Annotated in this window: 26 protein-coding genes and 1 riboswitch; of the genes, 19 read left to right on the top strand and 7 right to left on the bottom strand. The window is 44.0% G+C overall.

Annotation, left to right across the window (positions count from 1 at the left end; genetic code table 11):
• The first annotated feature begins 13 nt into the window (after positions 1-13).
• Positions 14-1,456: a glycogen synthase GlgA gene (glgA, locus tag EGM68_RS13820; RefSeq protein ID WP_013371439.1), complete on the top strand. Its 1,443-nt coding sequence runs from the start codon at positions 14-16 to the stop codon at positions 1,454-1,456.
• An 88-nt stretch (positions 1,457-1,544) separates the two neighbouring features.
• On the opposite strand, the gene EGM68_RS13815 is transcribed toward glgA, so the two are convergent.
• Positions 1,545-2,615 carry a glycine-rich domain-containing protein gene (locus EGM68_RS13815; protein ID WP_129549426.1) on the bottom strand — a complete coding sequence of 357 codons (1,071 nt, stop codon included), beginning with the start codon at positions 2,613-2,615 and terminating at the stop codon, positions 1,545-1,547.
• Positions 2,616-2,654: 39 nt separating this feature from the next.
• On the bottom strand, positions 2,655-3,833 hold the full coding sequence (locus EGM68_RS13810) for a M20 family metallopeptidase (RefSeq protein WP_058712421.1): 1,179 nt from the start codon (positions 3,831-3,833) through the stop codon (positions 2,655-2,657).
• 148 nt (positions 3,834-3,981) lie between these two features.
• On the opposite strand from EGM68_RS13810, the gene EGM68_RS13805 reads away from it, so the two are divergent.
• The 3 genes from EGM68_RS13805 (at position 3,982) to EGM68_RS13795 (ending at position 7,241) form a co-directional block, all read left to right on the top strand.
• Positions 3,982-5,445, top strand: a complete 1,464-nt coding sequence (locus EGM68_RS13805; protein ID WP_129549425.1) for an ABC transporter substrate-binding protein/permease — start codon at positions 3,982-3,984, stop codon at positions 5,443-5,445.
• A complete protein-coding gene (locus tag EGM68_RS13800) occupies positions 5,432-6,154 on the top strand; it encodes an amino acid ABC transporter ATP-binding protein (RefSeq protein ID WP_013371435.1) in 723 nt (240 codons plus the stop codon). The genes EGM68_RS13805 and EGM68_RS13800 overlap by 14 nt, the downstream gene beginning before the upstream one ends.
• Before the next feature lie 238 nt (positions 6,155-6,392).
• Positions 6,393-6,566: riboswitch (cyclic di-AMP (ydaO/yuaA leader) on the top strand.
• Between the two features lie 6 nt (positions 6,567-6,572).
• Positions 6,573-7,241 (top strand): 3D domain-containing protein, encoded by a 669-nt coding sequence (locus EGM68_RS13795; RefSeq protein WP_013371434.1) that lies wholly within the window; start codon positions 6,573-6,575, stop codon positions 7,239-7,241.
• 197 nt (positions 7,242-7,438) lie between these two features.
• On the opposite strand, the gene EGM68_RS13790 is transcribed toward EGM68_RS13795, so the two are convergent.
• Complete coding sequence (locus EGM68_RS13790; RefSeq protein WP_129549424.1) at positions 7,439-8,245, bottom strand: polysaccharide deacetylase family protein; 807 nt, start codon at positions 8,243-8,245, stop codon at positions 7,439-7,441.
• Positions 8,246-8,548: 303 nt separating this feature from the next.
• Between EGM68_RS13790 and EGM68_RS13785 the strand changes: the two genes are divergently transcribed.
• The 5 genes from EGM68_RS13785 to EGM68_RS13765 all read left to right on the top strand — a co-directional run bounded on the left by EGM68_RS13785 (position 8,549) and on the right by EGM68_RS13765 (position 12,164).
• Positions 8,549-9,571 (top strand): NADH:flavin oxidoreductase/NADH oxidase, encoded by a 1,023-nt coding sequence (locus EGM68_RS13785; RefSeq protein WP_040103616.1) that lies wholly within the window; start codon positions 8,549-8,551, stop codon positions 9,569-9,571.
• A gap of 86 nt (positions 9,572-9,657) precedes the next feature.
• Entirely contained in the window at positions 9,658-10,326 is a 669-nt protein-coding gene (locus EGM68_RS13780; protein WP_013371430.1) for a PspA/IM30 family protein, read from the top strand.
• Between the two features lie 130 nt (positions 10,327-10,456).
• Positions 10,457-10,864 (top strand): DUF350 domain-containing protein, encoded by a 408-nt coding sequence (locus tag EGM68_RS13775; RefSeq protein WP_013371429.1) that lies wholly within the window; start codon positions 10,457-10,459, stop codon positions 10,862-10,864.
• A gap of 24 nt (positions 10,865-10,888) precedes the next feature.
• On the top strand, positions 10,889-11,395 hold the full coding sequence (locus EGM68_RS13770) for a DUF4178 domain-containing protein (protein ID WP_043885983.1): 507 nt from the start codon (positions 10,889-10,891) through the stop codon (positions 11,393-11,395).
• Positions 11,396-11,408: 13 nt separating this feature from the next.
• Positions 11,409-12,164, top strand: coding sequence for a DUF4247 domain-containing protein (locus EGM68_RS13765; RefSeq protein WP_129549423.1), 756 nt, complete (start codon positions 11,409-11,411; stop codon positions 12,162-12,164).
• Positions 12,165-12,301: 137 nt separating this feature from the next.
• Here the strand turns inward: EGM68_RS13765 and EGM68_RS13760 are convergent, their stop codons facing one another.
• Positions 12,302-12,529 carry a helix-turn-helix transcriptional regulator gene (locus EGM68_RS13760; RefSeq protein WP_013371426.1) on the bottom strand — a complete coding sequence of 76 codons (228 nt, stop codon included), beginning with the start codon at positions 12,527-12,529 and terminating at the stop codon, positions 12,302-12,304.
• Positions 12,530-12,795: 266 nt separating this feature from the next.
• Between EGM68_RS13760 and EGM68_RS13755 the strand changes: the two genes are divergently transcribed.
• The 4 genes from EGM68_RS13755 to EGM68_RS13745 are packed head-to-tail and all read left to right on the top strand — an operon-like array spanning position 12,796 to position 14,852.
• Positions 12,796-13,509 (top strand): hypothetical protein, encoded by a 714-nt coding sequence (locus EGM68_RS13755; RefSeq protein ID WP_040103619.1) that lies wholly within the window; start codon positions 12,796-12,798, stop codon positions 13,507-13,509.
• Complete coding sequence (locus EGM68_RS13750; protein ID WP_025674564.1) at positions 13,460-14,008, top strand: accessory gene regulator ArgB-like protein; 549 nt, start codon at positions 13,460-13,462, stop codon at positions 14,006-14,008. The genes EGM68_RS13755 and EGM68_RS13750 overlap by 50 nt, the downstream gene beginning before the upstream one ends.
• Entirely contained in the window at positions 13,981-14,112 is a 132-nt protein-coding gene (locus EGM68_RS26390) for a hypothetical protein (protein WP_013371424.1), read from the top strand. The genes EGM68_RS13750 and EGM68_RS26390 overlap by 28 nt, the downstream gene beginning before the upstream one ends.
• Before the next feature lie 5 nt (positions 14,113-14,117).
• Positions 14,118-14,852 (top strand): hypothetical protein, encoded by a 735-nt coding sequence (locus EGM68_RS13745; RefSeq protein WP_129549422.1) that lies wholly within the window; start codon positions 14,118-14,120, stop codon positions 14,850-14,852.
• A 269-nt stretch (positions 14,853-15,121) separates the two neighbouring features.
• Here the strand turns inward: EGM68_RS13745 and EGM68_RS13740 are convergent, their stop codons facing one another.
• A complete protein-coding gene (locus EGM68_RS13740; protein ID WP_016820733.1) occupies positions 15,122-15,337 on the bottom strand; it encodes a helix-turn-helix transcriptional regulator in 216 nt (71 codons plus the stop codon).
• 88 nt (positions 15,338-15,425) lie between these two features.
• Here EGM68_RS13740 and EGM68_RS13735 point away from each other — a divergent pair, with 88 nt between their 5' ends.
• From EGM68_RS13735 to mobB, 3 genes are all read left to right on the top strand, one after another.
• Entirely contained in the window at positions 15,426-15,665 is a 240-nt protein-coding gene (locus tag EGM68_RS13735; RefSeq protein ID WP_016820734.1) for a helix-turn-helix domain-containing protein, read from the top strand.
• 203 nt (positions 15,666-15,868) lie between these two features.
• Positions 15,869-17,146, top strand: a complete 1,278-nt coding sequence (locus tag EGM68_RS13730) for a molybdopterin molybdotransferase MoeA (RefSeq protein WP_129549421.1) — start codon at positions 15,869-15,871, stop codon at positions 17,144-17,146.
• Positions 17,143-17,694 carry a molybdopterin-guanine dinucleotide biosynthesis protein B gene (gene mobB / locus EGM68_RS13725; RefSeq protein ID WP_129549420.1) on the top strand — a complete coding sequence of 184 codons (552 nt, stop codon included), beginning with the start codon at positions 17,143-17,145 and terminating at the stop codon, positions 17,692-17,694. Before EGM68_RS13730 ends, mobB begins: the two co-directional genes overlap by 4 nt.
• Positions 17,695-17,702: 8 nt before the next feature.
• Here mobB and xerS read toward each other — a convergent pair whose 3' ends face one another.
• Positions 17,703-18,803: a tyrosine recombinase XerS gene (gene xerS, locus EGM68_RS13720; protein ID WP_129549419.1), complete on the bottom strand. Its 1,101-nt coding sequence runs from the start codon at positions 18,801-18,803 to the stop codon at positions 17,703-17,705.
• A 109-nt stretch (positions 18,804-18,912) separates the two neighbouring features.
• On the opposite strand from xerS, the gene EGM68_RS13715 reads away from it, so the two are divergent.
• The 3 genes from EGM68_RS13715 to EGM68_RS13705 all read left to right on the top strand — a co-directional run bounded on the left by EGM68_RS13715 (position 18,913) and on the right by EGM68_RS13705 (position 24,361).
• On the top strand, positions 18,913-19,422 hold the full coding sequence (locus EGM68_RS13715; RefSeq protein WP_025674556.1) for a GNAT family N-acetyltransferase: 510 nt from the start codon (positions 18,913-18,915) through the stop codon (positions 19,420-19,422).
• Positions 19,423-19,650: 228 nt separating this feature from the next.
• Entirely contained in the window at positions 19,651-20,823 is a 1,173-nt protein-coding gene (locus EGM68_RS13710) for a M20 metallopeptidase family protein (RefSeq protein WP_129549418.1), read from the top strand.
• A 466-nt stretch (positions 20,824-21,289) separates the two neighbouring features.
• On the top strand, positions 21,290-24,361 hold the full coding sequence (locus EGM68_RS13705) for a cellulose binding domain-containing protein (RefSeq protein WP_129549417.1): 3,072 nt from the start codon (positions 21,290-21,292) through the stop codon (positions 24,359-24,361).
• A gap of 341 nt (positions 24,362-24,702) precedes the next feature.
• On the opposite strand, the gene EGM68_RS13700 is transcribed toward EGM68_RS13705, so the two are convergent.
• Entirely contained in the window at positions 24,703-25,620 is a 918-nt protein-coding gene (locus EGM68_RS13700; RefSeq protein WP_013371415.1) for an AEC family transporter, read from the bottom strand.
• Positions 25,621-25,820 lie beyond the last annotated feature (200 nt).

The raw sequence follows: 25,820 nt of genomic DNA, 5'->3' as shown, positions 1-25,820 counted from the left end.
GGAGGAAGCACATATGAACATTTTGTTTGCGGCAGCAGAAGCACATCCATTTATTAAAACAGGTGGGTTGGCTGATGTTATTGGCGCACTGCCAAAGGCACTTCATCAGGCAGGGTGTGACGTCCGAATCATCTTACCTAAATATGCGGGTATTCCCGATACCTATAAGAAGTCTCTGCGTCCGGTAACGGTCAAGCATGTAGCTGTAGGCTGGCGTGATCAATATTGTGGAGTAGAGGAGCTGACGTTGGACGGGATCAGGGTTTATTTTATAGATAATGAATATTACTTCGGTCGTGACGGTATTTACGGTTATATGGATGATGGCGAACGCTTCTCCTTCTTCAACCGGGCGATTTTGGAAGTGCTGCCTGAACTGAATTTTCGGCCAGATATTGTGCATTGTCATGACTGGCATACGGCGATGGTACCGCTACTTCTGAATGCCGATTATCGACATTTGCCCTTTTACAACGATATTCGCACGGTGTTTACGATACATAATCTGTTGTATCAGGGTGATTTTCCATATGAGGTCTTAACGGAGCTGCTTAACTTGGATGGAAGCTATTTTACCCCCGAGGGTGTGGAGTATTATGGCAGACTGAACTTTATGAAAGGTGGGCTTACTTACTCGGATCATGTCACGACCGTGAGTCCAACCTATGCAGAGGAAATTCAAACTGAATTTTACGGATACGGACTGGAGGGTCTACTTCGTAAATTAGGACAGCAGGGACGCTTAACGGGGATTGTGAATGGAATTGACACCCAAAGCTACAATCCTGCCACAGACAATCGTATTTATACGAAATACCGCACAAGTCTGGCAAAGAAAAAGGAAAATAAAATTGCTCTACAAAAGGAGCTGGGTTTGCCGGTGCGTCCGGACGTACCTATGATTGCTATGGTAACCCGGCTTGTGGATATGAAGGGGCTAGATCTGGTAACCAGAGTGCTTGACGAAATTTTGTATTATGATGATATTCAGTTTGTCGTACTGGGAACAGGGGACCCTGCTTTTGAGCACTGGTTCCGGGAAGCAGCGGGACGATATCCTCTGAAAATGTCAGCGCAGCTTACTTTTAGCGAACCATTGTCACGAAAAATATATGCGGCAAGTGACATGTATCTTATGCCATCGAGGTTTGAGCCTTGTGGGATTAGTCAACTGCTGGCGCTTCGTTATGGAAGTATCCCCATCGTGCGAGAAACTGGAGGGCTGAACGATACTGTGCAGGCTTACAATGAATCCACAGGTGAAGGTAACGGTTTTAGTTTCACGAACTACAATGCACATGACATGCTGCATACCATTCGTCGTGCTGTTCATTACTATCGTCAACCTGAGCATTGGAACAAGCTTACACAGACGGCCTTTGCAGGAGAGTACAGTTGGGATGTATCGGCCGAGGCGTATATGGATATTTACCGTTCGCTAGCAAAGACCGATTAAACAGCACATAAATACCATATTTATGCTAATGAAAAAGGGAACTCCTTTAGCCATGGTTTGGCTGAGGAATTCCCTTTTTTGTTGCTGGTCAGTCGCCCCCGCCACCACAGCTACTTCCACACGAAGAGCCGCTGCTACACGAGGAATGGCTCCCGGAATCGCCTGAATCGTGGTGAGAAGAGCCTCCACCATGAGAACTGTCATGGGAGGAATGATGGTGCGAGTGGTGTGTATCCCAGTTCGAGCAGCCGCTTGCGGAGCTACAGCCGGATGAGCTGGCTAGTGCGGCACTGTTTGTAGAATCTGGGTGCATGTGTATGGCAAATTGTTCAGGTTGATACCATGAATACCACACAGCAGCCAATAGCAGATAGTCAACCTGCAAATAGTTGACCTTAGGTAGCTGCTTGCCCTCCGGATCATTTACAGCTTTATTTACCCGCTCATGGAGGTGTTGGATTATCTTATGAACCGCTTGTTGTGCTTGCTGTGAAATGTCTACATTTTCATGGGAATTCCATCGGTCACCTATTGGCTGCGTCGAAGCTGTCAGTTTGTAATAGTGTGAAAGCTCATCGTTCGGTAGCGGATGATTAAAAAAAGTTCCCCACAAACTGGCACTATAACGATTCCAACCAAAGCATTCCACATACAACCAGTCAAACCACGCCCGCTCCTCTGGCATCGGCTGAGAGCCGCCCGAATGGGGTGCATGGTGAAGCATACGACCAAAAAAAGCTTCGGAGAATTGCTGGTATTCACGCGTAAACATTAACATTTCGTGCCATAGTTCATCTACATCACTGCTGAACATAGGCACCCGATTCATAATGGCGCATAGCATGAAGTATCGTTTTAGCTCATGCCAGCGCCAATTATATTCTTGCTCCGTCAGGCTAGGATGGGCGTCCATGACACGTTGCTTTACGTTATGAGCATAGGAGGCTGGAATGGATCGCTCCAGCAGCTCCTTCAGCTCCGTAATCTCTCGATGACGCTCTTGCGTGAGTGACGAAGGAGACGGAGAGCTAAGGAAAAATGCATTCCGGCGGCGCGTGCTTCTGTTTCCACGGTTCCTGTGTATAGCACGGAATATAAACCAAAGAATGATGAGACCAACCACAATAAACAACGTCCAAAAGCTAGTCATACTATTCATAATGGCACTCCTTTCTAAAAGAAGACGGCATTTCCGATTTTAGCTTTTGCTATTCAGTAGAGCGAATTCTTTTTTAATCTGTGCCAGCAGCTCAGAATTTGTGATTACATCGCAAGCCGTCCATGCCAAGGTTCTCGCGGCCAAGAGCATTCCTTCCATTGCGCGGTCCTGCATTGCTAAATCGCGGAATTCTGGTGTATGCAAGGCATGCTTCTCGTCAATAACTTGAATGTACGGGTGGATCGCAGGGCAATGAAGTGATACATTTCCGATATCCATAGAGCCATGATCTTCACCCTCCGTAATATCTTCTTGCGCAATGCCAGCCTGCACCAAATTTGCGGTAAAGGTGTCGGAGAGTACACGATTAGTCACCATTTCATCGTAAGAAGTCTCATAATTGGAAGTTTCCAAACGACACCCAGCTTGTAAAGCAGCTCCTTCAGCAATTTGAACAACACGGCGGGTAAGCGGGTTCAGCTCTTGGCGTGTCGCGGCTCTCACGTAAAATTGGGCTGAGGCGTAATCAGGAATAATATTGGCAGCCTGCCCACCCTGATTAATAATGCCATGGATACGTACCGTACTTTTTACCTGTTGCCGAAATGCGTTAATCCCGTTAAACGTTTGAATCACAGCGTCCAAAGCATTAATCCCTTCATGCGGACTGGCCGCAGCATGAGCGGATTGACCAAAAAATTCGAACTGCACAGCATCAATCGCTAGCGATTTGCCTGATTTTTCGTAGCGATCAAAGGGATGTGTCATCATAGCTATGTCGCAATCATCAAACAACCCGGCCGCCGCCATCGGAACCTTTGCACCGCGTGTTTCTTCGGCAGGTGTGCCGTATACACGTACTTCTCCACCAGTCTCGTCGATAATCGATTTGAGACCTACGGCAGCGCCTGTGCTCATCATACATATCAAATGGTGCCCACAGGCGTGTCCTAGCCCTTTCAGAGCGTCGTATTCTGCCAGAAAAGCAATGATTGGTCCAGGCTTTGTTGCTTTGTAAGTAGCAATAAAGGCTGTTTCTATACCCAATACGGGTGCCTGAACTTCAAATCCGTGAAAAGCAAGTTCTTCTTTTAAACGGGCAGAGGCCAGGAATTCCTCGTTTCCAAGTTCAGGGTTTGCGCCAATATATAACGAAATGTCCTTAAACCGCTGGGCGTGCTGTTCAATGGTGTGTTGAATGGTCTGTTTGAAATTCATGCTAAAAACTCCTTTATATAAGCTGTAATGTAGGTACTGCGATAGATATACTAAAATTGTACTATAACATTCATTGCATAATCATGCATATTCATTTATAATGACACAATCTTATTTATTATAAAGAATTTAAGGAGAGAAAAAAAGATTGAAAAAGGCATATCGTTTTACCGCCCTGGTTTTGTCGGCGGTTATCTTACTGTTGGCTGGTCTTCCGATGCTCAATGCATACGGAACGGAAGCAAAACCACAGAAAAAACTTGTAGTGGGCATGAGTGCCGACTTTCCGCCGTATGAGTTTTATAAAGTCATTAACGGTAAGAAAACCATTGTTGGGTTCGATGTGGAGATTGCCAAGGAAATCGCCAAGGATCTGAACGCAGAGATGATACCAGAGGACATGAGCTTTGATTCCTTGCTGCCTGCTCTGCAAAGTGGTCGTGTAGACTTGGTGCTGTCCGGTATGACACCGACGGATGAGCGCAGAAAGAGTATTGATTTTTCGGATGTGTACTATCACTCCAAACAAGTCATTATGGTACGCCCGGAGGATAAGGACAAATATTCAACGATGGCTACTCTGAAAGGAGAGAAGCTCGGTGCACAGAAGGGGAGTATTCAGGAAGAAATTGCACAAAAAGTGCCTAATGCTTCGGTTACCTCATTAGATAAAATATCCGATCTGGTACTCCAGCTTCGGACAAAGCGTGTCAACGCAGTTGTAATCGAAGATACCGTGGCTAAAGGATACACGCTAGACGGTACCGTAACACTTGCCAAGGCAGTACCTGAGGATGAAGGTGCAGAAACTGCCGTAGGTATCCGTAAAGGAAATACTGAATTGCTTGTCTCTGTAAATAAAACGTTGGCTCGCCTGAAAGCGGAGGGGGCAATTGAGAAGTTTTCTACAGAAGCGAGTGCACTGTCTGCCGACAGACAGGTTTCTTCGAATAGCATTGTAGATATATTTATGAAATATCGTAGTCTTTACGCTACGGGTATTGGCTACACTCTGTTGTTGTCTGCACTCGGAGTATTGTTTGGATTCATTATTGGTCTGATCATATCCTTGCTGCGAATGAGTGGTATACGTATCATTGAGTGGTTAGGTACCACATATGTCGAGATCCTGCGCGGTACACCTATGCTGGTACAGCTCATGATCATTCACTACGGAATTGCTTTGACGCTGGGTATCAATTTTACCCCACTCCAGTCGGGTGTGATCACATTGTCTCTGAATAGCTCGGCATATTTGGCTGAAATTTTCCGTGCGGGTATTCAGGCCGTAGACCGTGGACAGATGGAAGCTGCCCGCTCGCTCGGGATGGGACGAGGCAAAGCAATGCGTCATGTCATTTTACCGCAAGCATTTAAATCTATATTGCCTGCTATTGGTAATGAGTTCATTACGATCATTAAAGAATCATCTATTATTTCGACCATTGGGATGGTGGATATTATGTATCAAGCCCAGGTCATTAAGAATATTACCTACGAAGGCTTGAGTCCGTTCGTAATCGCAGCCGCTATTTATTTTGTAATGACATTCAGCTTATCTAAGTTGTTGGGTTTATGGGAAAGGAAGTTGAGAGCCAGTGATCACCGTTAAACAACTGCGTAAATCATTCGGTAAGAATGAAATTTTAAAAGGCATTGATATAGATATCGCCAAAGGTGAAGTAGTCGTCATTATCGGCCCGAGTGGTTCAGGAAAAAGTACGTTTTTGCGTTGTATGAATCTGTTGGAACAGCCAACAGAAGGGGAAATTTTGTTTGAGGGTGAGCCGATTACGGCCCGTGGTCATAATATTAATGCGACTCGGGAGAAGATGGGGATGGTTTTCCAGCATTTTAATCTGTTTCCGCATAAAACAATACTGCAGAATCTGACGCTTGCACCAACGCAGGTGAAAAAGCAGTCGGGGAAAGAAGCGGAGAAAATTGCGCTGGAGCTCCTGCGGACCGTGGGTCTTGAGGATAAGAAGAATACCTACCCGAACCAGTTATCTGGCGGTCAAAAACAACGTATTGCGATAGCACGTGCTTTGGCCATGCAGCCGCACGTAATGCTGTTCGATGAGCCTACTTCTGCCCTTGACCCTGAAATGGTTGGAGAGGTTCTGGACGTGATGAAGAAGCTCGCTGAGGGCGGCATGACGATGGTGATCGTGACGCATGAAATGGGCTTTGCCCGTGAGGTAGGGGATCGAATCATCTTTATGGACAACGGTCAAATTATAGAACAAGGTACGCCTGAGCAAGTATTCGGTACTCCAAGCCATGACCGTACCCGTGATTTTCTTGCTAAAGTGCTGTAAGAAAATGCTTTTATGAAATATTAACAAAGCCCTCTCGTGATGATGTTTCACGGAGGGCTTTTCTCTTTTTGTCACTATATCTCCATATTTTCGTAACAGAAAACGAATTCTTGATGACAAAATTGTAACGAGTATAGTATGATATTTTAGGTTACCAACATTTTCATGCAGATAAGGTTACAAAATTGTGATATTATGCAGTAAGCCAAAACTTACCGGGGCAGCAGCAATGATAATAAATACTCAGGTGCTGGGGTCAAACCATGGGAAGTGCGGGGGACGTAACAACGGCAATGATTCCAATGCATCATAAGATGTTGTGGAATATGCCTAGGGGTGAATTGCACAAGCATAGGGCTTCTCCTGAGTCCGAATCCGACAGCTAACTTCGCAGGCATAACAGAGGAGGTACATATCTTTGAAACATTTAAAACATATTGGACAAACTATGAAATTTGCGGTGCTTGCTGCAGCTATTGCAGGGCTGGCACAGACAGCTGGAGTAGCAGATGCTGCTTCGCTTCACACTGCCAAAGAAGGCGATACCTTCTTTTTGCTTGCTCAACGTTATGGGGTATCAGTAGATGAGTTGACGAAGGCTAACCCGGATATTGCGTCCAACAACATATATGCAGGTCTGCAAATTAAAGTGCCAGACGAAAAAAGTGTAAAGGCGGCTTCGGATTCGAAGCCACAGCTTCTTACAGAGAAAGCACCAGCGAATGAGAAGCCAACAATTGAAGCATGGGGCAAAACATTCAATTACAGTAAAGTAGTTGATGTTAAAGCTACAGCATATTCTGCCGCAGCTGATGAAAATGGCAAATGGGGTGCGGTCGATTATTACGGCAATCCGCTTAAGCTAGGTACAATTGCGGTAGACCCGAAAGTCATTCCTATGGGAACAAAGGTGTTAGTTACAGGTTATTCCCATCCTGGATTGCCAGACCATTCTTTTGTGGCCGTTGCCCGTGATCAGGGCAGTGCTATTACCGGAAAGCGGATTGATATCTTTATCCCTGGCAATAAATCATTCGTGAACGACTTCGGCTTCCAGAATGTGAAACTGTACGTCATTGATAAATAGCATTGTGCTTATGTATGATTTGATTAAACATAATATAAGTTATGTAAACTTGATCTATCATACAACATATAACTGGGACGACTTTTTATTAGGCCCGGTCGTTTATCGCTAAAAAAGGCTGTCTTACAAGCAGAAGCATTCTGCTCGTTAAGGCAGCCTTTTTACGTTGTTGGTATATTTGAAGCTTAGACGTACTGTTATTTTCGTTCCGATGTGTGAAGTAGCCGGGGGACAGTGACAAATTTGTAGCCCTTAGCTTTTAGAGAGTGGATTAGACCCGGCAAAGCTTGGACAGTGCCTTGCAAGTTGGAACTTTGACCTCCACCTGCATGCATTAAAATAATGGAGCCAGGTCCGGTAGCCGGGATCACGTTGCGCTGAATTTGTGTTTTGCTTAATCCCTTCCAGTCTAGAGAGTCCACATTCCAATTGACGATCATGTACCCATGACGACGTGCCCACTGGATTTGAGGCTCCGTGATTTCACCATAGGGTGGTCGTATCAATCTGGGCCGAAAACCTATGCTGGCTTCTAAAATGCGTTCTGTTTTTGTAATCTGGTGGCGAAAACGTTCTGGTGTGGCCTTCCTGAAATCCGGATGAGTATAGGAATGGTTTCCTATAGCATGACCCTCACGGATGATGCGGCGTATGATCCCCGGATGCTTTTCCGCACGGTGGCCGACGATAAAAAAGGTAGCTTTGATACCATTTGCGTGTAATACGTCCAAAACCTGCGGCGTATACCTTGAATCGGGCACATCATCAAAGGTTAAGGCAATTTGGCGGGTGTGCGGGCCGCACATTTTAAAAATGTCCGCATGCTTTTTTCGTAGCATCGCTAATGTTGGAGTAGCTCGATCTTTACTTTGATATACCGAAGTAGCGACAGCAGCTTCCTTGGGATGGGGCGTTCCGATGTTGGGAGGCGTGTCCGCGTGAACGGGAAAACTTGAAAATGCTAGTAACAGTGCTAAACATGGCAACACTCCCCTGTACCGCATTTGTATTCCCCCTTTCCGTGCAGTGGTACCTAGTGGTGCTCTCAGCTATTATGTACCTGTCCTATTAAAATTATGCTGGTGATTGAGTGAAGCCCTCCACGGCTGAAGAGAAGTACATCATGAAGCGGGTATCCGTGAAGATGACGAAGTAAACGTACATATTCTCTTAAACATGACCGAAAACTGAAGCATTTTCGCAAGTTTTAGCCTTACAAAGGATTCGGTATACCGTGACAGCTGGTGTATAATGGGGATGCTATTCATTATGATACATACTTGGAATTGAGGGAAGGATGGATAAAAGTGACCGACTTGTTTACTCCTTATCAATTAAAGGGGCTTTCATTAAAAAATCGGATTGTCATGCCCCCAATGTGCCAATACAGCGTGGAGGCCAAGGACGGCAAACCGACGGATTGGCATTATGTCCATTATGTGAGTCGCGCGGTAGGAGGGACTGGGCTCATAATTGTGGAAATGACAGCGGTTCATCCGGATGGACGCATTACGGATCGTGATTTGGGCATTTGGAGTGACGAACATATTCCTGCATATCGTAAAATTGTAGAGGAAGTCCACAAGTATGGTGCCAAAATTGCCATTCAATTAGGCCATGCCGGACGCAAGGCCGAGGATGCTGAGACACCTGTAGGCCCGTCCTCGATCCCCTTTAGTGAACGCTTTAAAGATCCGCACACTTTGACGAGAGCAGAAGTCAAGGAACTGGTTCAGGCCTACAAAGAGGGGGCTCGCCGGGCGGTAGAAGCGGGTTTTGACACGGTAGAGATTCATGGTGCTCACGGCTATCTGATCCATCAATTTCATTCCCCTTTAACCAATACCAGAGAAGATGAGTATGGGCAGGATTTGTCACTGTTTGGTGTTGAGGTGATCCGTGCTGTTAAAGAGGTACTTCCTGCTGATATGCCTGTGCTAATGCGGATATCTGCCAAAGAATATGTCCAAGACGGATATGATGTTGAATACATAGCAGCCATAGGGGAACGATATCGTGATGCAGGTGTGGACATTTTCCATATTTCTTCTGGTGGTGAGGGTCCGATAGGCTCCAGCGGAGGCCCGTCTGCGCGTGCTGGTTACCAGGTCGATTTGGCTCATACCATCCGTGAAAAATTGAATGTGCCTGTCATTGCTGTCGGCTTATTGGATGATTATGAGGATGCCCGCCGAGTCGTTCAGCAAAATGAAGCTGATCTGGTAGCCATAGGGCGTGCCATGCTGCGTGATCCCTATTGGGCGCTGCATGCTTCACGGGCGCTAAAAGTACAGGCAGATATCCCAGAGCCTTATCTACGCGGTTTTTAGATATTTTTGAAACCTCTTTGCAAAGCTTGCGTAAACATGTGTACAGAGCTTAAAATTTAAGCATTCAATTCTAGGAGGAACTTCACATGTCTATTTTCAAACGATTAAGAGATCTTACGATGTCTAACATTAACGCCATTATCGACAAGGCAGAAGATCCAGTTAAAATGACGGATCAATACATTCGTGATATGCAAGAGGATCTGGAAGACGCAGAGAAAGCGGTAGCCGCTCAAATTGCTATTGAAAAGAGATTCAAACAGCAATACGAAGAACAGGCAGCTTTGGTGAAAAAACGCGAAGAACAGGCTCATACGGCTGCAAAAGCACAAAATGTGGATCTTGCTCGTCGTGCGCTGGAAGAAAAGAAATCTGCCGAACAAAAAATGAACGAGTTCCAAGCTGGTTATGAGCAAAACAAAGCTGCAGCTGACAACCTGCGTGGTAAGCTGGATGAAATGCGTAGACAGCTGACTGAAATGAAAAACAAGCGCGAGACACTGGTTGCCCGTTATAACGCAGCTAAAGCGCAAACTGAAATTAACAAAGCTATGAACGGTTTTAGCTCGGATACGGCAACTGCTGGATTGAAGCGTATGGAGGAAAAAATGCTGCAAGCAGAAGCACGTGCTGAAGCGAGCAACGAAATGGCTTCCAAGGAAAAATCGCTGGATGAAGAGTTCAAAGAGCTGGATAAGAAAAGTGCTGTGGACGATGAACTTGCTGCTTTGCTGAAACAATACGAAAACAAATAAGAACTTTTAAGCATTGCCGCTAGTGTGAGGGCTCAGTAAGCGAAGGAGAAACGTTTTCTCCTTCGCTTTTCCCTGCCTGGGGGCGTAAATCAATATATGTAGTCAAGAAGATGTGGAGGGATGGTAGCAAATGCATTTTTTAGAAACGATGAAAGCGATGCTGGTATGGACGGGCGCGGGTGCTATTTTGCTGTTCGTATTAATGTATGTCGATTCTTTATTTACAAAGTATAAGGATTTTGCCGAAGTAAAAGCCGGAAATATGGCCGTAACGGTACGGATGATTATGAAGCTGATTGCACAAGGATATATTTTATCAGGTTCAATTGCTACCGCTAATAATTTGCTTGAAGCGCTTGTGTATTCTGTGATTGCCTTTATTATCCTGCTTGTTTTGGAAGTGATTGTGCGTCTGCTGTTGAGATATTGGGCACAGTTTGATCTGGATAAAGGTACCCAGGAAGGTAAAATTGGTTTCGGTCTGTTTTCGGGAGCGCTGCATTTGGTTGGTGCCTTGATCATTACAGCATGCTTCTAGGCAAAGTAAGGAGGAAATATAACCATGAGTGTATGGAAACGAATTTCAAATCTATTTGCTAAGCCTGAACCGCCGAAAGCGGAAAAAAGCATGCTTCACTTAAATCCAGGGGATATTTGTGAGGTGTCGCTTGTCACCTATGAAGTGGTAGGTCGTGTACATAATCGTGCTCGGAATGCCGTTGTTTTGACGCTTCAGGATGGTAATCAAGTGAGTTATCTTCATATTGAGGAACGGGAAACACTGCAATTCGGGCTTTATCAGGCCATCGATGGCAGACTAGACAACCCGGAGGAAGTACCGACCATTTTAGAGCTGGATGATATAACGTATCATTTGGAAGAACAGTATTTTGGGCATGTTACCGTTATGGGCCGTGCTCCTTTCCGGCAGGGTGGAGAGCAACATGTTTGGCAGTACCAGTCTGATGATTACCATCTATTGCGGGTAGAATGGCAGGACGGTCGCTTTATGCTTTATGAAGGAGAAGAAGTGATTACCGGAGACGTCAAGGTTATTCGGGCAAGCTAGGAGAGGGTTACACATGAGCAAACGCACCTGGCAATATGCATTAAAGGTCATTGTGGCGCTGAGCTTGTTCGTATCCGTGTTAAGCGGCTGCGGCGCGCCAAAGGTGAAAGATACGTATCCGCTGGAATCCGTTAGTGGTAGCGGAAACTCGACCTCGTACGTGTATCGGGCGGCAGGCAAAACGGTTCCCGAAGTAGCGGAGGAATTGAAAGAACAGCGTACACCGGAACAAATGTCACCTCAGAGCAATGAGCGGATGTTTCTGGTATATAGTGATGAGTGGTACCATTTGCAGCAGGATCCAGCTAAGAAGGAAGACACACTCATTGAAATTGATAGTAAAAAGTATGTCGAGCAAAATTACAGTTCCAGCTTTCTAAAAGGATACTTAACTGCAACTGTGCTGGATGCTCTGTTCGATTCGTTGCGGGGGTCTGGCTCCTATCGAGGTTATTCGAGCAGAGATGTATACCGACCTTCACAAGGGCAATATCGTGCTCCAACAGCACAGGAGAAAAAAGCGATCCCGCCGATAACGGTGGAGCGAAAAGGCTCAGTTACCCGTAGAGGGAAAAATTCGGATTCCAGCGTTGGATCAAGCGGGAGTCTATTCGATAGAGGCTCCAGCAGTTCACCGAGCAGAGGCTCGATTTCACGTGACCGAGGCAGCAGCGGCGGTTCCAGCATATTTGATTCGCCGCGCAAATCGTATAGTAAGCCTAAAACACGCAGCGGCTCAGGTAAAATCAGCCGACGAAGTCGACGATAATGGTAATGTTTTATATTCTTCTAAAGTTGTTTGCGGAACTGTGGAGCTGTTGCACAGTTCCTTTTTTGTTGTTTGATATAACCTACAGTGAATTGAACGGATGCTCTCACTTCGATTTTATTACCGTCTACTTTGACCTACACCTGATCAGAGCTTATGTGCTCAATGCCATCGTCTTCGATGATGTTGCTTTTTTTGATATGGAGATGACGAGCTATCTTTTCTATAGCACCCATTCGTGGTTCAGAAAGTCCGCTCTCCCAAGCTGAAATTGCTTTATTGGTAACCCCAGCGATCTCAGCAAGCTCTTGTTGAGTCAAATGATATTTTATACGTAATTTTTTAAAATTGTCACTTAAAGCCACTATAATCCCTCCACCCCAAATTAAGTAGATTATAACCTTGATATCGAAAAAAAACCAACATAATACATTAGCAAAAGCAACGTCGCTTACTTGGGGGGGATTTTTTTGTTAGCACGAATGGGTGTCGAGTTTGAAGAAGAAAGCCATAGAAAGAAAATTTTACCTCATATTTATACAAAAAATGACAGTTTACTAGATTATTTCATTGCCACATCTATTAGTAAAATATACAATTACATCAGGCGAAATAGGAGGATGATGTAACTGTGTTATCTGCTTTTTTATATATTTTACTTGGTTTTTTCGATGCTTTAGCGGCAGTTACTTTGGTCTTGAAGCTTTATATGCTTCCGGTGTGGGAAAATCGAAGAAAAATACTTTTCTATGCAATTGGCATAGCTTTCTTTTCCTTTCTCATGAGAGAAGTTATAGGCATGCCTAAATTTGATTTTCCGCTTCAGTATTTGTTAATGGTTCTCTTTTTAAGATTTGGTTTAGGGATCAAAACATATCTTGCAGCATTTTCTGCTGGTTCTGGTCTAACAGCTTACATTAACCTACAGCTATTTGTATATATATTTGCAAATTTTTTCGGAGTAGCACAACCTGATATTATTAATAATACTTCTGGTTCTTCCATTTACGTTATACAGTTAGCTTCTATTTTTACTGCGTACTTTATTTCTTTTGTCATGGGGAAATACAACTTTGGTTTCTCATTTATCATTCAGCCCCCACATGATTTTTTGAAAGGTGAAAATTACCTATCACCCCTTAATAAAATGTTCATCATAGGCTCCCTAATATCATTTGTCACTATTCTTGTTACTTTGTATATGCTCTATAACTCCAATACGATAGGACTACTTTCCATCTCATTGCTAACTTTTGGAATTTCGTACTTCTTTTCAGAGAAAGGAGATTACGAGGATGCTAGAAACGCTATCGAGGCACATCGCATCAGAAATAAAGAAAGCTGATCCTGATGGACCTACAAGTGTAGAAGTGATGGAGTATGCGATTGGTATAAAAATTACCGAAATTTCGGCAGTACTAATGGTCGCAGTTATAGCCTGGATAACAGGACATTTTTGGGGGGCATTACTAGCTCTGGCTACGATCATGTTTGTAAGGAGATTTTCAGGTGGGGTACACTTCAGCAACCTTACCCTTTGTGTCTGTTTTACAACGGCCATATGTGTAACTATACCTTTTGTTTCTTTAGGTTTATCAACAATTTTGATAATTAACGCTTGTTCATTATTAGTGTTTGTAGTATATGCTCCCAATCATTTTATCTATATTAATAAGACCAAATATCACAAGTATAATAAAACGATATGTATTTTGGTTTGCATATTAAATTTTTTTGTACAATCTCACATAATATGTTTATCTATAGTTATACAAGCATTCAGTATTCTTCCTTTATGGAAAGGAGGTGAGCGAAAATGGATAAGAAATTGGCGAGAGTTTTAAGTATAAGCCTTGGGAAATACGCTAACGAGTCTACCAAAAAAGAAAAAACAATATTTGGCGCTAAACCTGTACCAGCTGAGCTGAAGAAAACAGAAAAGAACTGAATTTAATGGAAGAGGGAAAGCGAATCCTAGCCACTCCATTGCTTGATGACAATTCACTTGGAGATTGCTCTTTCTTTTGTGAGAATCACCTAGTTGCGATTGAATTGTGGAAGCCTAAAAGCAATTATCACATCCCGCTTTTTCATACTTCTCATGGAAGATTTACAGTTCCCACCACCCTCCATGAATGTTCCGTAGGCTTACCCACTTTTTGCAATTTGGACGGATCTAATTTGGTTAACATCACACAAGTGGACAAGATCATTACGGGAGATTATGGAGGGGGGCAGGTTGTTTTTAAAAATCAAGACATCAAAGAAAGTATAAATTCAGCCAATTTATCTCGATGGAAACAAATATATGCGGATGCAATGAATGCCGATAGAGAAATTCGTTATATTTTCGGATCGGAAATCAAGGTAGTGGGTAAGGCAACAGTGAGCGGTTTTTTTAAGGTAGGGAATATGCTTAGTGTGGATATGTGGGAACCTAAAAAAAATTACTATGTCCCGCGTTTCCACTCTGGAGATCGCTCTTATACAATCGGGCTAACCGCACAGGCTTGCAGGGAAGCTTTTCCGTATCTATATCCAGCTTATAAAGATACCCTGATAAATCTCGACTTGGTTTGTGAAATTGAGTCTAACGCATTTGGAGGGCTGATACGATTCGAAGGATCTGACTTCACTTGCTCGATGTCTCATAATAAACTTAAAGCGCTTAAAAAACTGTGGAAATGACCCATGAAAATTCAGGGGTCATTTTTATTACCAGATTTAAATGAATAAGTCAATAATCAGTTAGACTAGGATAAGCCGGACGGTTTCGATTTAATTCGACATATTTCCCGTTTTTAATCATTTTCCATGTGATAAAATTGATTATGAAAAAAATAACAATCTTTTAAATTAAGGTGAAAACAACCTACATATAAGAAAAGGAGGGTGAAAGCGGGATATATATTGTAAATGCCGGCATGTACAAATGCCCCGAAGGAAATGCCTGTTTGTCAGGCAAGTTCCCACTCATATAAGTCCTCAGCTTTACACTCCAATATCCTAGAAATGAGGACTGCCGCCTCGAATGACATTTTGTCACGTCCCGCGATCCAGTTGGATATTTGTTGCCGCGAATATCCAGTTCGTCGGGCGAGCCATGATTGAGTGCGTCCATGAGATTTGAGCTCCTCTTTCAAAAGGCATTTCCCCCGAGTAAGTTTTTGCACCTTACTTGCTCCTAACAGGGGAAAAGTGTTTCGTTCAGAGTATACAGGTAAATTACTTTTTTATCAATTATATTGTGGAGTTGATTGGATGGTTGCAGATAAAAATGAAAATGTAACTTGCACTAGCTTTTATACAATAAAGATGGCACGACTCGCTTCAGGATATAGTGAGTTAATAGCTTGCAATATACTTGGTATGTCAATGAATGAATTAAAACATATAGAGGAAGATTCATCCGATTTAACAATAGCTCGAGCGCAGCAAATGTCCTCGTTATATGAGGTTTCAATAGATTCAATCTATTTCGGTAAAAATAATATAACCTAATATACGTAGAAAACTGACGTGATGACATGCAAAACCAAAAACCAAAGACTAAAATCTACCAAAAACAGCCGCGATATGATATTCAGGCTGTTTTTTGGCGGATAGAGACTTGCAGCAATCCAATAAATACCGTTCGGATTTGCCAGATAACGGTTTTAGCGTTATAACAGAAAGAGGGTATTTTAGAAGAACGGAGTGAGAACATGAATCAGACGCCATTAAATACAGAAAAATTCCAACGTAAAGCAGTTAAGGTGGAAGAGGCACAAAGCAGGATAGCTAGCTATGTTCAACAGGGCGAAAGGGAGGACGTAGGGCTTGAGCAAGCACATGGTCGCTATCTGGCGATGGATTTGACTGCGCCACATCCGTATCCCCGCTTTCGTCGCTCTGGAATGGACGGCTATGCGATCCTTGCCTCGGACACTGAAGTCTGTTCGACTGGTCAGGAAATCTGGCTACATGTGATTGATGAAATTCCTTGTGGCACCGTATCGGACAAGCGGGTGGAGACGGGAATGGCAGCCCGCATCATGACAGGAGCACAATTACCTGAAGGAGCGGACACGGTGGTTATGCTGGAGGCGACACAGCTGCGTGAGGAAAATGGACAGACATATGTTGGCTTGAAGAAGCGTATGAAAGTTTGCAAAAATGTGACACAAATTGGTCATGAGATTAAGGAAGGTCAGCTTTTGCTCAGTAAGGGAACTTGTGTGGGAGCAGGGCACATCTCGGTACTGGCTACTTTTGGTGTACATCGTGTGCCTGTTTACAGGAAGCCAAGGGTGGCCGTCTTTTCCACAGGGTCAGAATTGCTCGCAGTGGATGAGCCGTTACAACCGGGGAAAATTCGAAACAGTAATACATATATGCTGGCTTCTCAAATTAGAGAGGCAGGAGGAGATCCGTTCATTCTGCAAGCCATTCATGATGATTTGAACCTTGCTCGGGCTTCTGTCAGAGAAGCAATAGCTGCCTATGATATCGTGGTTACGAGTGGTGGAGTGTCGGTGGGTGATTTTGATATTATGGGTGACCTCGTGCGGCAGGAAGATGTGAATATGCTGTTCAACAAGGTTACGATGCGTCCAGGTAGTGTAACCACAGCCGCAGTGATAGACGGCAAGCTGTTATTTGCGCTTTCAGGTAATCCCGGTGCGTGCTTTGTAGGCTGTGAGCTGTTTGTACGTCCAACTATTCAAATGATGTTATCTTCGGTACATCCGTATTTGCAAACCTGGACAGCGAAGCTAGGAGCAGATTATACGAAGGTAAACAACTATACCCGCTTTGTACGCAGTTCTCTGGAGATACGTGGTGGACAAGTATATGCGATTCCTGCGCGAGTAGATGAATCCAGTGCCATGGTCACGATTAAGGACAGCGATTGTCTGATCGTAGTTCCTCCCACAACAGAAGGCTTGCGCGAAGGTGAAGAGGTGCATGTACTGGTGCTTCAAGGCGGACAGGTGACGTGAAAACAAAACATCCATTTGTATGTCAAATTGTCGGATTCAAAAATACAGGAAAAACCACCTTCCTTGGAGGTTTAATTCGATATGTGCAGCAGTCAGGACTACGTGTAGCAGTGATCAAGCATGATGGTCATGAATTTGAGATGGATCATGAGGGAACAGATACGTACAAGCACCGACAGGCAGGCGCCGAAGGCGTAGCGATTGTTTCGGCAGAAAGAACAGCCATTTTAGAGGAACATAGTCGGCCTGTGACCGGACTCATCCGGCATTTTCAGGCGTATGACTGTGTGTTGCTGGAAGGCTTCAAGCAGGAAAAATATCCGAAGCTGGTCATGGTGCGAGAACAATCGGATGCCCGACTTGTTCAGGAGCTGACAAATGTACAGGGAGTAGTAGTTTGGGAGTGCCATATGGATTGGGCTCAGGATTTCTACTCAGATGAACAATCGGTGCAGATATATCCTGCCGATGCCAGCGACCCGGCAGGCCGCTGGTTACTCGAACAAATTCAGAGGCACAGAGCAGGATTCCAGACAGAGCAGGGCTGAGAAGGCCATTAATCGGCTGGGTCAGTCTGAGTCTCTATCCGCCGTTCGATCGCCTGAGACATCGTTTTGTCAGTCAGGTGGGCATAGACCTCCGTTGTTTCTGTCGAAGCGTGCCCCAGCTGTTCCTTGGTTTTGTAAATATCATTTTGTAAATAATAGTCAGTAGCAAAGGAATGACGGAGCTTGTGAACGGTCAAATAGGGCTTGCCGAACCGTTTGGCGTATTTGATGATCATAGCTTGAATCGCTCTTTTAGTCATCCGTTTGCCCTCCGTACTGCCGTTGGGACGTGCGACAAAAAGAGCCTTTTCTTTTTTTGGAGCGCGATAACGGGTATGTCTTAAGGACAAATAAAGTGCGAGATCATCTTTGGACTGCTCGCGGAAATATACTGGCGTTTTAAAAGTTTCATCGTTATTTCCTTTGCGGTACACATACAGTAATTTATTGTTTATATCGAGATCATCCATATTCAAGTTGACGATTTCGGATACACGTAGCCCCGAGTTTAGAATAAGACTTGCGATACAGGCATCCCGCTCCTTGTTTAATTCATAGGAGTATAGGGCTTGCTTGTTATCAGCCAAATCTTGTCCGTAGCCTTCATAAATATAGCCGATAAATTCAAGCAGCTCTTCCTCTTCCAGTATTTTTCCTTTGAGCTTGGCGGCCGTATCCTTGGGTTTATGTACGCGCTTAATTTCGACTTTGGCCATAATATTGCGCTTGAGCAACGGATAAAAGTTTTCATCCTCAGCGATTTGACTCAAGTAATGAAAGAGTGAACGCAGGGACGACAACTTACGTGAAATGGTGATGCGGGAATTGGAGCCTTCGCGTTTGGTAGACAGGAACAAGCGAAAGCCTGTAATGCTATCCATATGAAGTGTCTCTAATTCTTCCAGCGTAACTTGGGCATTCGCTTCTCCGGCAGACAAGCCTTCCGAGCGAAGCCATGAAAAAAAAGCTTCGTAATCCCGTACATATTCCAGCAAAGTAGAGGGAGATAGGTCGGGAAGCTTGTAATCCATAAATTGCTGTACGTACCATGGCAGATCCGGCATCTTTTCATCCAGTTTGCGCCGGTCGATGATCTTTTGTATGTTCATAGGGTCCACCTCGTCCGGTCATAATACATGTATTTTAGCATATTTTGAACAGCACTGGATGGGAGTAATCAAAGTAAAGAACAAGCTGACCGCCAAGAGAGGTGAAAGTATGGGATATAATATCAAATCAGAATTGAAGCTGTCCATAAAGAGTGTACCAGAGTCGCAGAAGGACATTATTGTCCAACTCATGCAATTTTACTTATACGATTTTACAGCCTATCTGCGAATTGATGTCACTGAGAAGGGAACATTCCCGGCTTATCCAGACTTGTATCAATACTGGACGAGCGGCGAACAGAAGCTACCTTTTCTGATTTGGAGACAGGATATTCCTGTGGGCTTTGCACTCGTTGACCGAATGTCTAGCAATCGAGAAGCTGACTATTACATGGCTGAGTTCTTTGTACTTCGTCCTTATCGGTACAATGGTGTGGGTACATGGGCGGCTCATGAGCTGTTTGGACGTTTTAACGGGCGGTGGAAGGTGACGCAGATGAGCACGAATAGACCAGCCCAATCCTTTTGGCGCAAGGTAATTGGAAGCTATACGAATGGTGAGTATAGGGAGCAGACACATCCAGTGCGAGGAAATATAAGTCAGTTTTTCAATACATGAAAAATTCATAATAGAAAATCATCAGAAAAGAGCCGAGGAGAATATTCTGTCGGCTTTTTTTGTTGTTAATTACAGTCTTCTATCCATAGATCGTTCCAATTAGAAGCTGCATTGACACTATAAAAACACAGGTATAAAGCTATTTGCTAATTCATATATAACTTATTGGAATCATCTATGGTAAGATAAGGATGTAAGTATATAAATTCAATAGGAAAAGAGGGTAATATGCTGGAGAAATGGGTTCAGGAACTAAAAGATGGTGAACAAGAACTGATTGCATGGAGAAGACATCTGCATCAGCATCCAGAGCTTTCTTTTGAAGAAACGAATACATCTGCATTTATCGCCGATCAATTACGCTCTTTTGGTATTGAAGTAAGAATGAATGTCGGTGGAAATGGTGTGCTCGGTTTTTTAGAAGGTGGCCAGCCAGGTAGAACGATTGCATTTCGTGCTGATTTTGATGCACTTCCTATTCAGGATGAAAAGGATGCGCCTTATAAATCGACCGTTCCCGGTGTTATGCATGCTTGTGGACATGATGGTCATACGGCTGCGCTGCTAGGAGTCGCACGAGTGTTAAGCCATCACCGTCAGACACTGAAGGGAAAGCTTGTGTTTATTTTTCAACATGCCGAAGAAAAACCGCCTGGCGGAGCCAAATTCATGATCGAGGATGGTTGTCTGGATGGGGTGGAAGCAGTATATGGTATCCACCTTTCCTCGGAGATCCCGCTGGGCAAAATTGGTTTAAAGAGTGGTCCGGCAATGGCTGCAGTCGATGCTTTCACAATTCAGATCAACGGCAAAGGTGGACATGGCGCCAGGCCACATCAGACAGTGGATTCCATTGTCATCGGCAGTCAGATTGTGAACGGATTGCAGCAGGTGGTGAGTCGCAGAGTGGACCCTATTGAATCAGCGGTGTTAACGATTGGGGTATTTCAAGCGGGTACTGCCTTTAATGTGATTGCAGATAAAGCCAAAATCGAAGGGACCATACGTACGTTTAATAAGGATGTACGCAAGGAAGTCGAGAACGAAATTCGTAGTATCGTAAAAGGTCTGACGGAGGCTTATCATGCGGGATACGAAATTGATTATTTGAATGGCTATCCTGCACTGGTGAATGCTGAGGCCGAAACAGAACGGGTACGTGAGCTAGTCAGCAGGCTGTATGGGGCAGATGCTTTTATGGACTTGAAACCGGTCATGGGAGCAGAGGATTTTGCCTATTATCTAGAGCAACGACCTGGAGCTTTTATTCATGTGGGTGCACGTAATGAGGATGAACGAACGCATTTTGCTCATCACCATCCTCACTTTGATTTTGATGAGCGCGCATTGCTCATCTCAGGACATATTTTTCTAGCGTTGGCGCTTGAATATTTGCAATAATTATATTTTTTAATGGTTAGCCATAGCATTAACGGAAGCTCGAACCGCGCATAGCGCGGTTTTTTGCTGTAAATCAAAGTATTTTGGTATCTAGATTGAATAAAAAATTAAGAAAATAATTCACTATATGAAAAATTCCTAATAGTAAATTATAAGAGGTATCAACGGTAAGGGAAAGCTTACTCTTATATTACAAGTAGTCAACCAGGAGATCCTATTACATTATCTTGATTTTTCACACAAGGAAAAGAGAAAAAGATGACGAAACTATTGAGCAAACATCCGTGTGAGCGCTATCAATCGGATGTTGCATATCTATTGAATTACTGGAGGTGAGCTTGAAAGAACGCTCGTTTGATTGATGAATGGAATAATAACGATAGGAATGAATCCGCAATTGTCTGATTACTTTTAGCTCCAAATGGCTTACCAATTCAAATGATTACAGAGAAGGAGGTTGAATTCATTGACTAAGACAAAAAGCAGGTTGAGAATTGCATGTTTGGCGCTTGTAGTAGGGGGTGCTTCCTGGACAGGCATGATAGCACCCACTCATGCTGCTCCAAGTGACGAATATACTTGGAAAAGTGTCGTTACAGGTGGTGGAGGTGGTTTTGTACCTGGTATTATTTTTAATGAAACGGAAAAAGATCTGATCTATGCCCGCACAGATATTGGAGGAGCTTACCGCTGGAATCCTGCCAATGAAAGCTGGATTCCGCTGACCGATTCTGTGGGCTGGGAAGATTGGAACAAAAATGGTGTCGACGCACTAGCCACCGATCCTGTGGATCCGAATCGTGTATATATAGCTACAGGTACGTATACTAATTCCTGGGATAAACATAACGGGCAAATTATGCGCTCCACTGACAAAGGTAATACATGGCAGACTACGAAGCTTCCCTTTAAGGTAGGAGGCAATATGCCGGGACGCTCGATGGGTGAACGTCTGACAATTGATCCGAATAAGAACAATATATTATTCTTCGGAGCTCGAAGTGGTAATGGACTGTGGAAAAGCTCCGACTTCGGGGCAACCTGGAGTAAGGTGAGCGGTTTCCCGAATCCGGGGACGTATGTACAGGACCCTTCAAATGAATACACCAGTGATATTGTCGGTTTAGCCTGGATCACCTTTGACAAAAAAACGGGCTCTTCCAGCAAAGCAACACAGACCATCTATGTGGGTGTCGCAGACAAAAAGCAAAGTGTCTACCGCAGTACAGATGGCGGGACAACCTGGTCTGCTGTAGCAGGACAGCCTACAGGTTATTTGCCACATCACGGTGTTTTATCACCAGATGGAAACCTGTATATTTCTTACAGCGATGGAGCTGGGCCATATGACGGAACAAAGGGTGAACTATGGAAATTGAATACAGCCAGCGGACAGTGGACTAACATTAGCCCCGTTGCCAGCAGCAGCGCAGACAATCATTTTGGGTATGGTGGACTGACGGTGGATGCCCAGAAGCCTGGTACCCTTATGGTTGCAACATTGAATGCCTGGTGGCCGGATGAAACGATTTACCGCAGTACTGATAGTGGAGCAACCTGGAGCCCTATTTGGGAATTCGACGGTTACCCGTCTCGTAAGCTCAAATACAATCTGGATATATCCGGTGCGCCTTGGCTGACTTTCAATGCCAACCCTGCTCCGCCAGAAGTATCGCCCAAGCTAGGGTGGATGATTGGAGATCTTGAGATAGATCCATTTAACTCAGATCATATGCTGTATGGCACAGGAGCTACGATATATGGCTCTAAAAATCTGACCAATTGGGACAAGGGAGATAAGCTGGACATCTCGGTAGCCGCTAAAGGGATAGAGGAAACGGCGATTTTGGATCTGGTGAGCCCTCCTACTGGAGCTCCTCTAGTGAGTGCAGTGGGTGATGTTTCCGGATTCAGACATGATGATCTGTTCAAGGCTCCCGCTAAAATGCTGGATAATCCAACCTTTACAAGCAGCGAAAGCATTGATTATGCCGAGCTGAACCCTTCTTTTATGGCTCGGGTGGGTAAAGCAGACTATAAAAAAGATCCAAATGCCAAATCCATCGGATTTTCCAATGATGGCGGAGCAAACTGGTACAAAGCAAATAGCGAGCCTTCTGGTACAGCAGGAGGAGGCAGCATCGCTGTTGCGGCAAATGGTAATGGATTGCTGTGGAGTACATCGGACAAAGGTGTATTTTATTCCAAAACCGGAGGAAACTCATGGACAGCAAGCACGGGAATACCAGCCAATGCAAAGATCGCCTCTGACCGAGTAAATTCTAACAAATACTACGCGTTTGCTGCTGGAAAAATATATGTAAGTGTTGATGGAGGCGCATCCTTCACAGCATCCACAGTTACTGGTTTGCCAAGTGTAGGGAATGCAGATATTGGTGCTGTACGAGGAGCGGAAGGGGATGTGTGGTTTGCTGGAGGCTCCGAGGACGGAGGGCCATACGGCTTATGGCATTCCAAAGATTCAGGTGTTACATTCACCAAGCTTGATCATGTACAGGAGGCGGATTTTGTAGGCTTTGGCAAAGCAGCACCCAATCGCACCAATGCAACAGTGTTTATCGTTGGTAAAATTGACGGTACACGTGGATTCTATCGCTCGGACGATACTGGCGCAAACTGGGTACGCATTAATGATGACAAGCATCAATATGCTCGTGTGACCACCATTATTGGGGATCCTCGGGTTTACGGACGTGCTTATCTGGGAACGAATGGGCGCGGCATTCTGGTGGCAGATCGTGTAGGGGGGGATCAGCCTTCGACCGGGCAAGCAAGTATTACACCGACAGCTGCAACCTATGGAGTGGCTAACGGCAATAGCGATATTACTGTAAAGCTTACACTTAACGGTAATACACTAGATGCGATCAAGCAAGGGAGCGTGACACTGAGCAAAGGTGAAGATTATACGGTTAGTGGAGAAACAGTCATTCTTACCAACAAGTATTTATCTAAACTTCCCAAAGGAGAGACAACGCTTAACTTCCATTTTAGTACTGGCAATGATGCGTTGTTCACGATTACGGTAAAAGGGGATACGCCAAGTGAGCCGGGAACAGGCGAGGGCGCTCTGAAGGTGCAATCTTTCAATGGGAATATATCTGCAACAAGTAATACGATCAGCTCCAAGTTTAAAATAACCAATACAGGAAGCTCACCCGTTTCCCTAGCAGACGTGACATTGCGTTATTATTACACCATTAACGGTGAGAAATCGCAGAACTTCTTTACAGATTGGTCAAGCATCGGTACAGAGAATGTGATTGCTAACTTCAAAGCGTTAACCAATGCAAAGCCAAGTGCAGATTCTTATGCGGAAATTGGTTTTAAGTCGGCAGCGGGTTCTTTAGAGCCTGGTCAGAGTGTTGAGCTACAAACCCGGATATCCAAAGCGGATTGGAGCAATTATACACAGACTGATGATTATTCCTTTAACCCCACAGCAAACAGCTTACAAGATTCTACTAAAATAACCGCTTACCTGTCTGGGATCAAGCAATGGGGAATTGAGCCCTAAATCTTCATAAAAATACTCTAAAGTCAGCCACTCTAATGAGCGAGCTGGCTTTATTTTTTGAGGAATTAGTTCTCCTCATTCTTATCTAAAAATAAAAGAAGCTCAAGTTAAAAACAGCAATCAGCAGGGGTTTGAATTCAAACACATAACTATTTCACTATATGAAAAATTCATAATAGAAAAAGATTCCTTCTTGCATACCATCTCCGTCAAACAAACACACCACTTCAAACAGAAAAAAAGATAAGAACCAGAACGTATGTTCTTTTTTTGTTGAAAAAGAAACGCTCCTGTCCTCAGACAAAAAGCGTCATAAATCAAGTTTATATTTATCATACACCTCAAGTAAGATGACGGGATATTGAAATTAACAGGGTCATCGTAATGACATTCACAATCGTAGAAAGTAATACTGTCTGTGCTGCAAAATCAGGTTCATTTTTATATTCTTCCGCCAAAATACTTGTATTAACGCCGGTAGGCATACCTGACGCAATGAGCAATGCTTGAGCGGGAATCCCCTTAAGACCTAGGAAGAACACGAGCATAAAACCAACTATTGGACCTGCAATCAGGCGTAATACCATACTGATATACACGGCTGTCCGGCGCAAATGAAAAGGGTACTGCACAATTTGTGCTCCCAAAGTAAGTAGAGCCACTGCGACCATCGAATGGCTAATATAGTTTAGAGGCTCAGCCAGCAAATTAGGCAATGGACTGTGCAGTAGATTCAGGAGCAAGCCCAGCACAAGCGCGTAGGGCACAGGCATTTTCAAAAAATTAATTAAAATTTTTCGTGTATTGGCCTTACCATTTTGTACAACAAAAGTACCGTATGTAAATGTAACAAAGCTTTGAAAAGTCATAATCAGAGCTTGGACGGAAATAGCCAACGGATCACCTTTAAACACCAACTGATTAATTGGTAGACCATAATTTCCTGAATTATCAAGCATTACACTATTTGTAAAAGCTCCACGCATGCCGGGGCTGTATTTCAGAGATCTGGCAACGGTAGTGCTGATTACGTACAAAATAGCTATGTACAAGGCATAAAAAAGTGAGACTTCACCCATGAGGATTAAAGAAATTTCAGAGTTATAAAGACCGGTAAACACAACTGCAGGGGTGATATAGTAAAAATTAATTTTAGCTAAGGTATACAAATCCAGTCGGAAATAATATTGCATGATACAGCCAAAACCGATAAGGACAAAAATAGGTAAAACAACGTCTAAAAGAATGGTGCCGAACATGTCTGTCTCCTCTTCTTTCTATTATGCGAATGGAAAGGTTAATCTTTAAAATGCATTTGCATTTTCCATTATACTGTGGAAACAGATTCGCGCATAATAAAATTTATTATATTGGATTAGCCATCAGCCCCTAAAAATGCAACACTAGAAAAAAAGAGCTTCATATTTAGCTTATAGTAGCCGTTAATATATGTAGGTTA

Origin of the sequence: Paenibacillus sp. M-152, assembly GCF_003856555.1 — a bacterium.
GTDB lineage: Bacteria > Bacillota > Bacilli > Paenibacillales > Paenibacillaceae > Paenibacillus > Paenibacillus polymyxa_C.
Note: the sequence above shows the minus strand (reverse complement) of the source record. Positions and strands in the feature narration are given on the sequence as shown.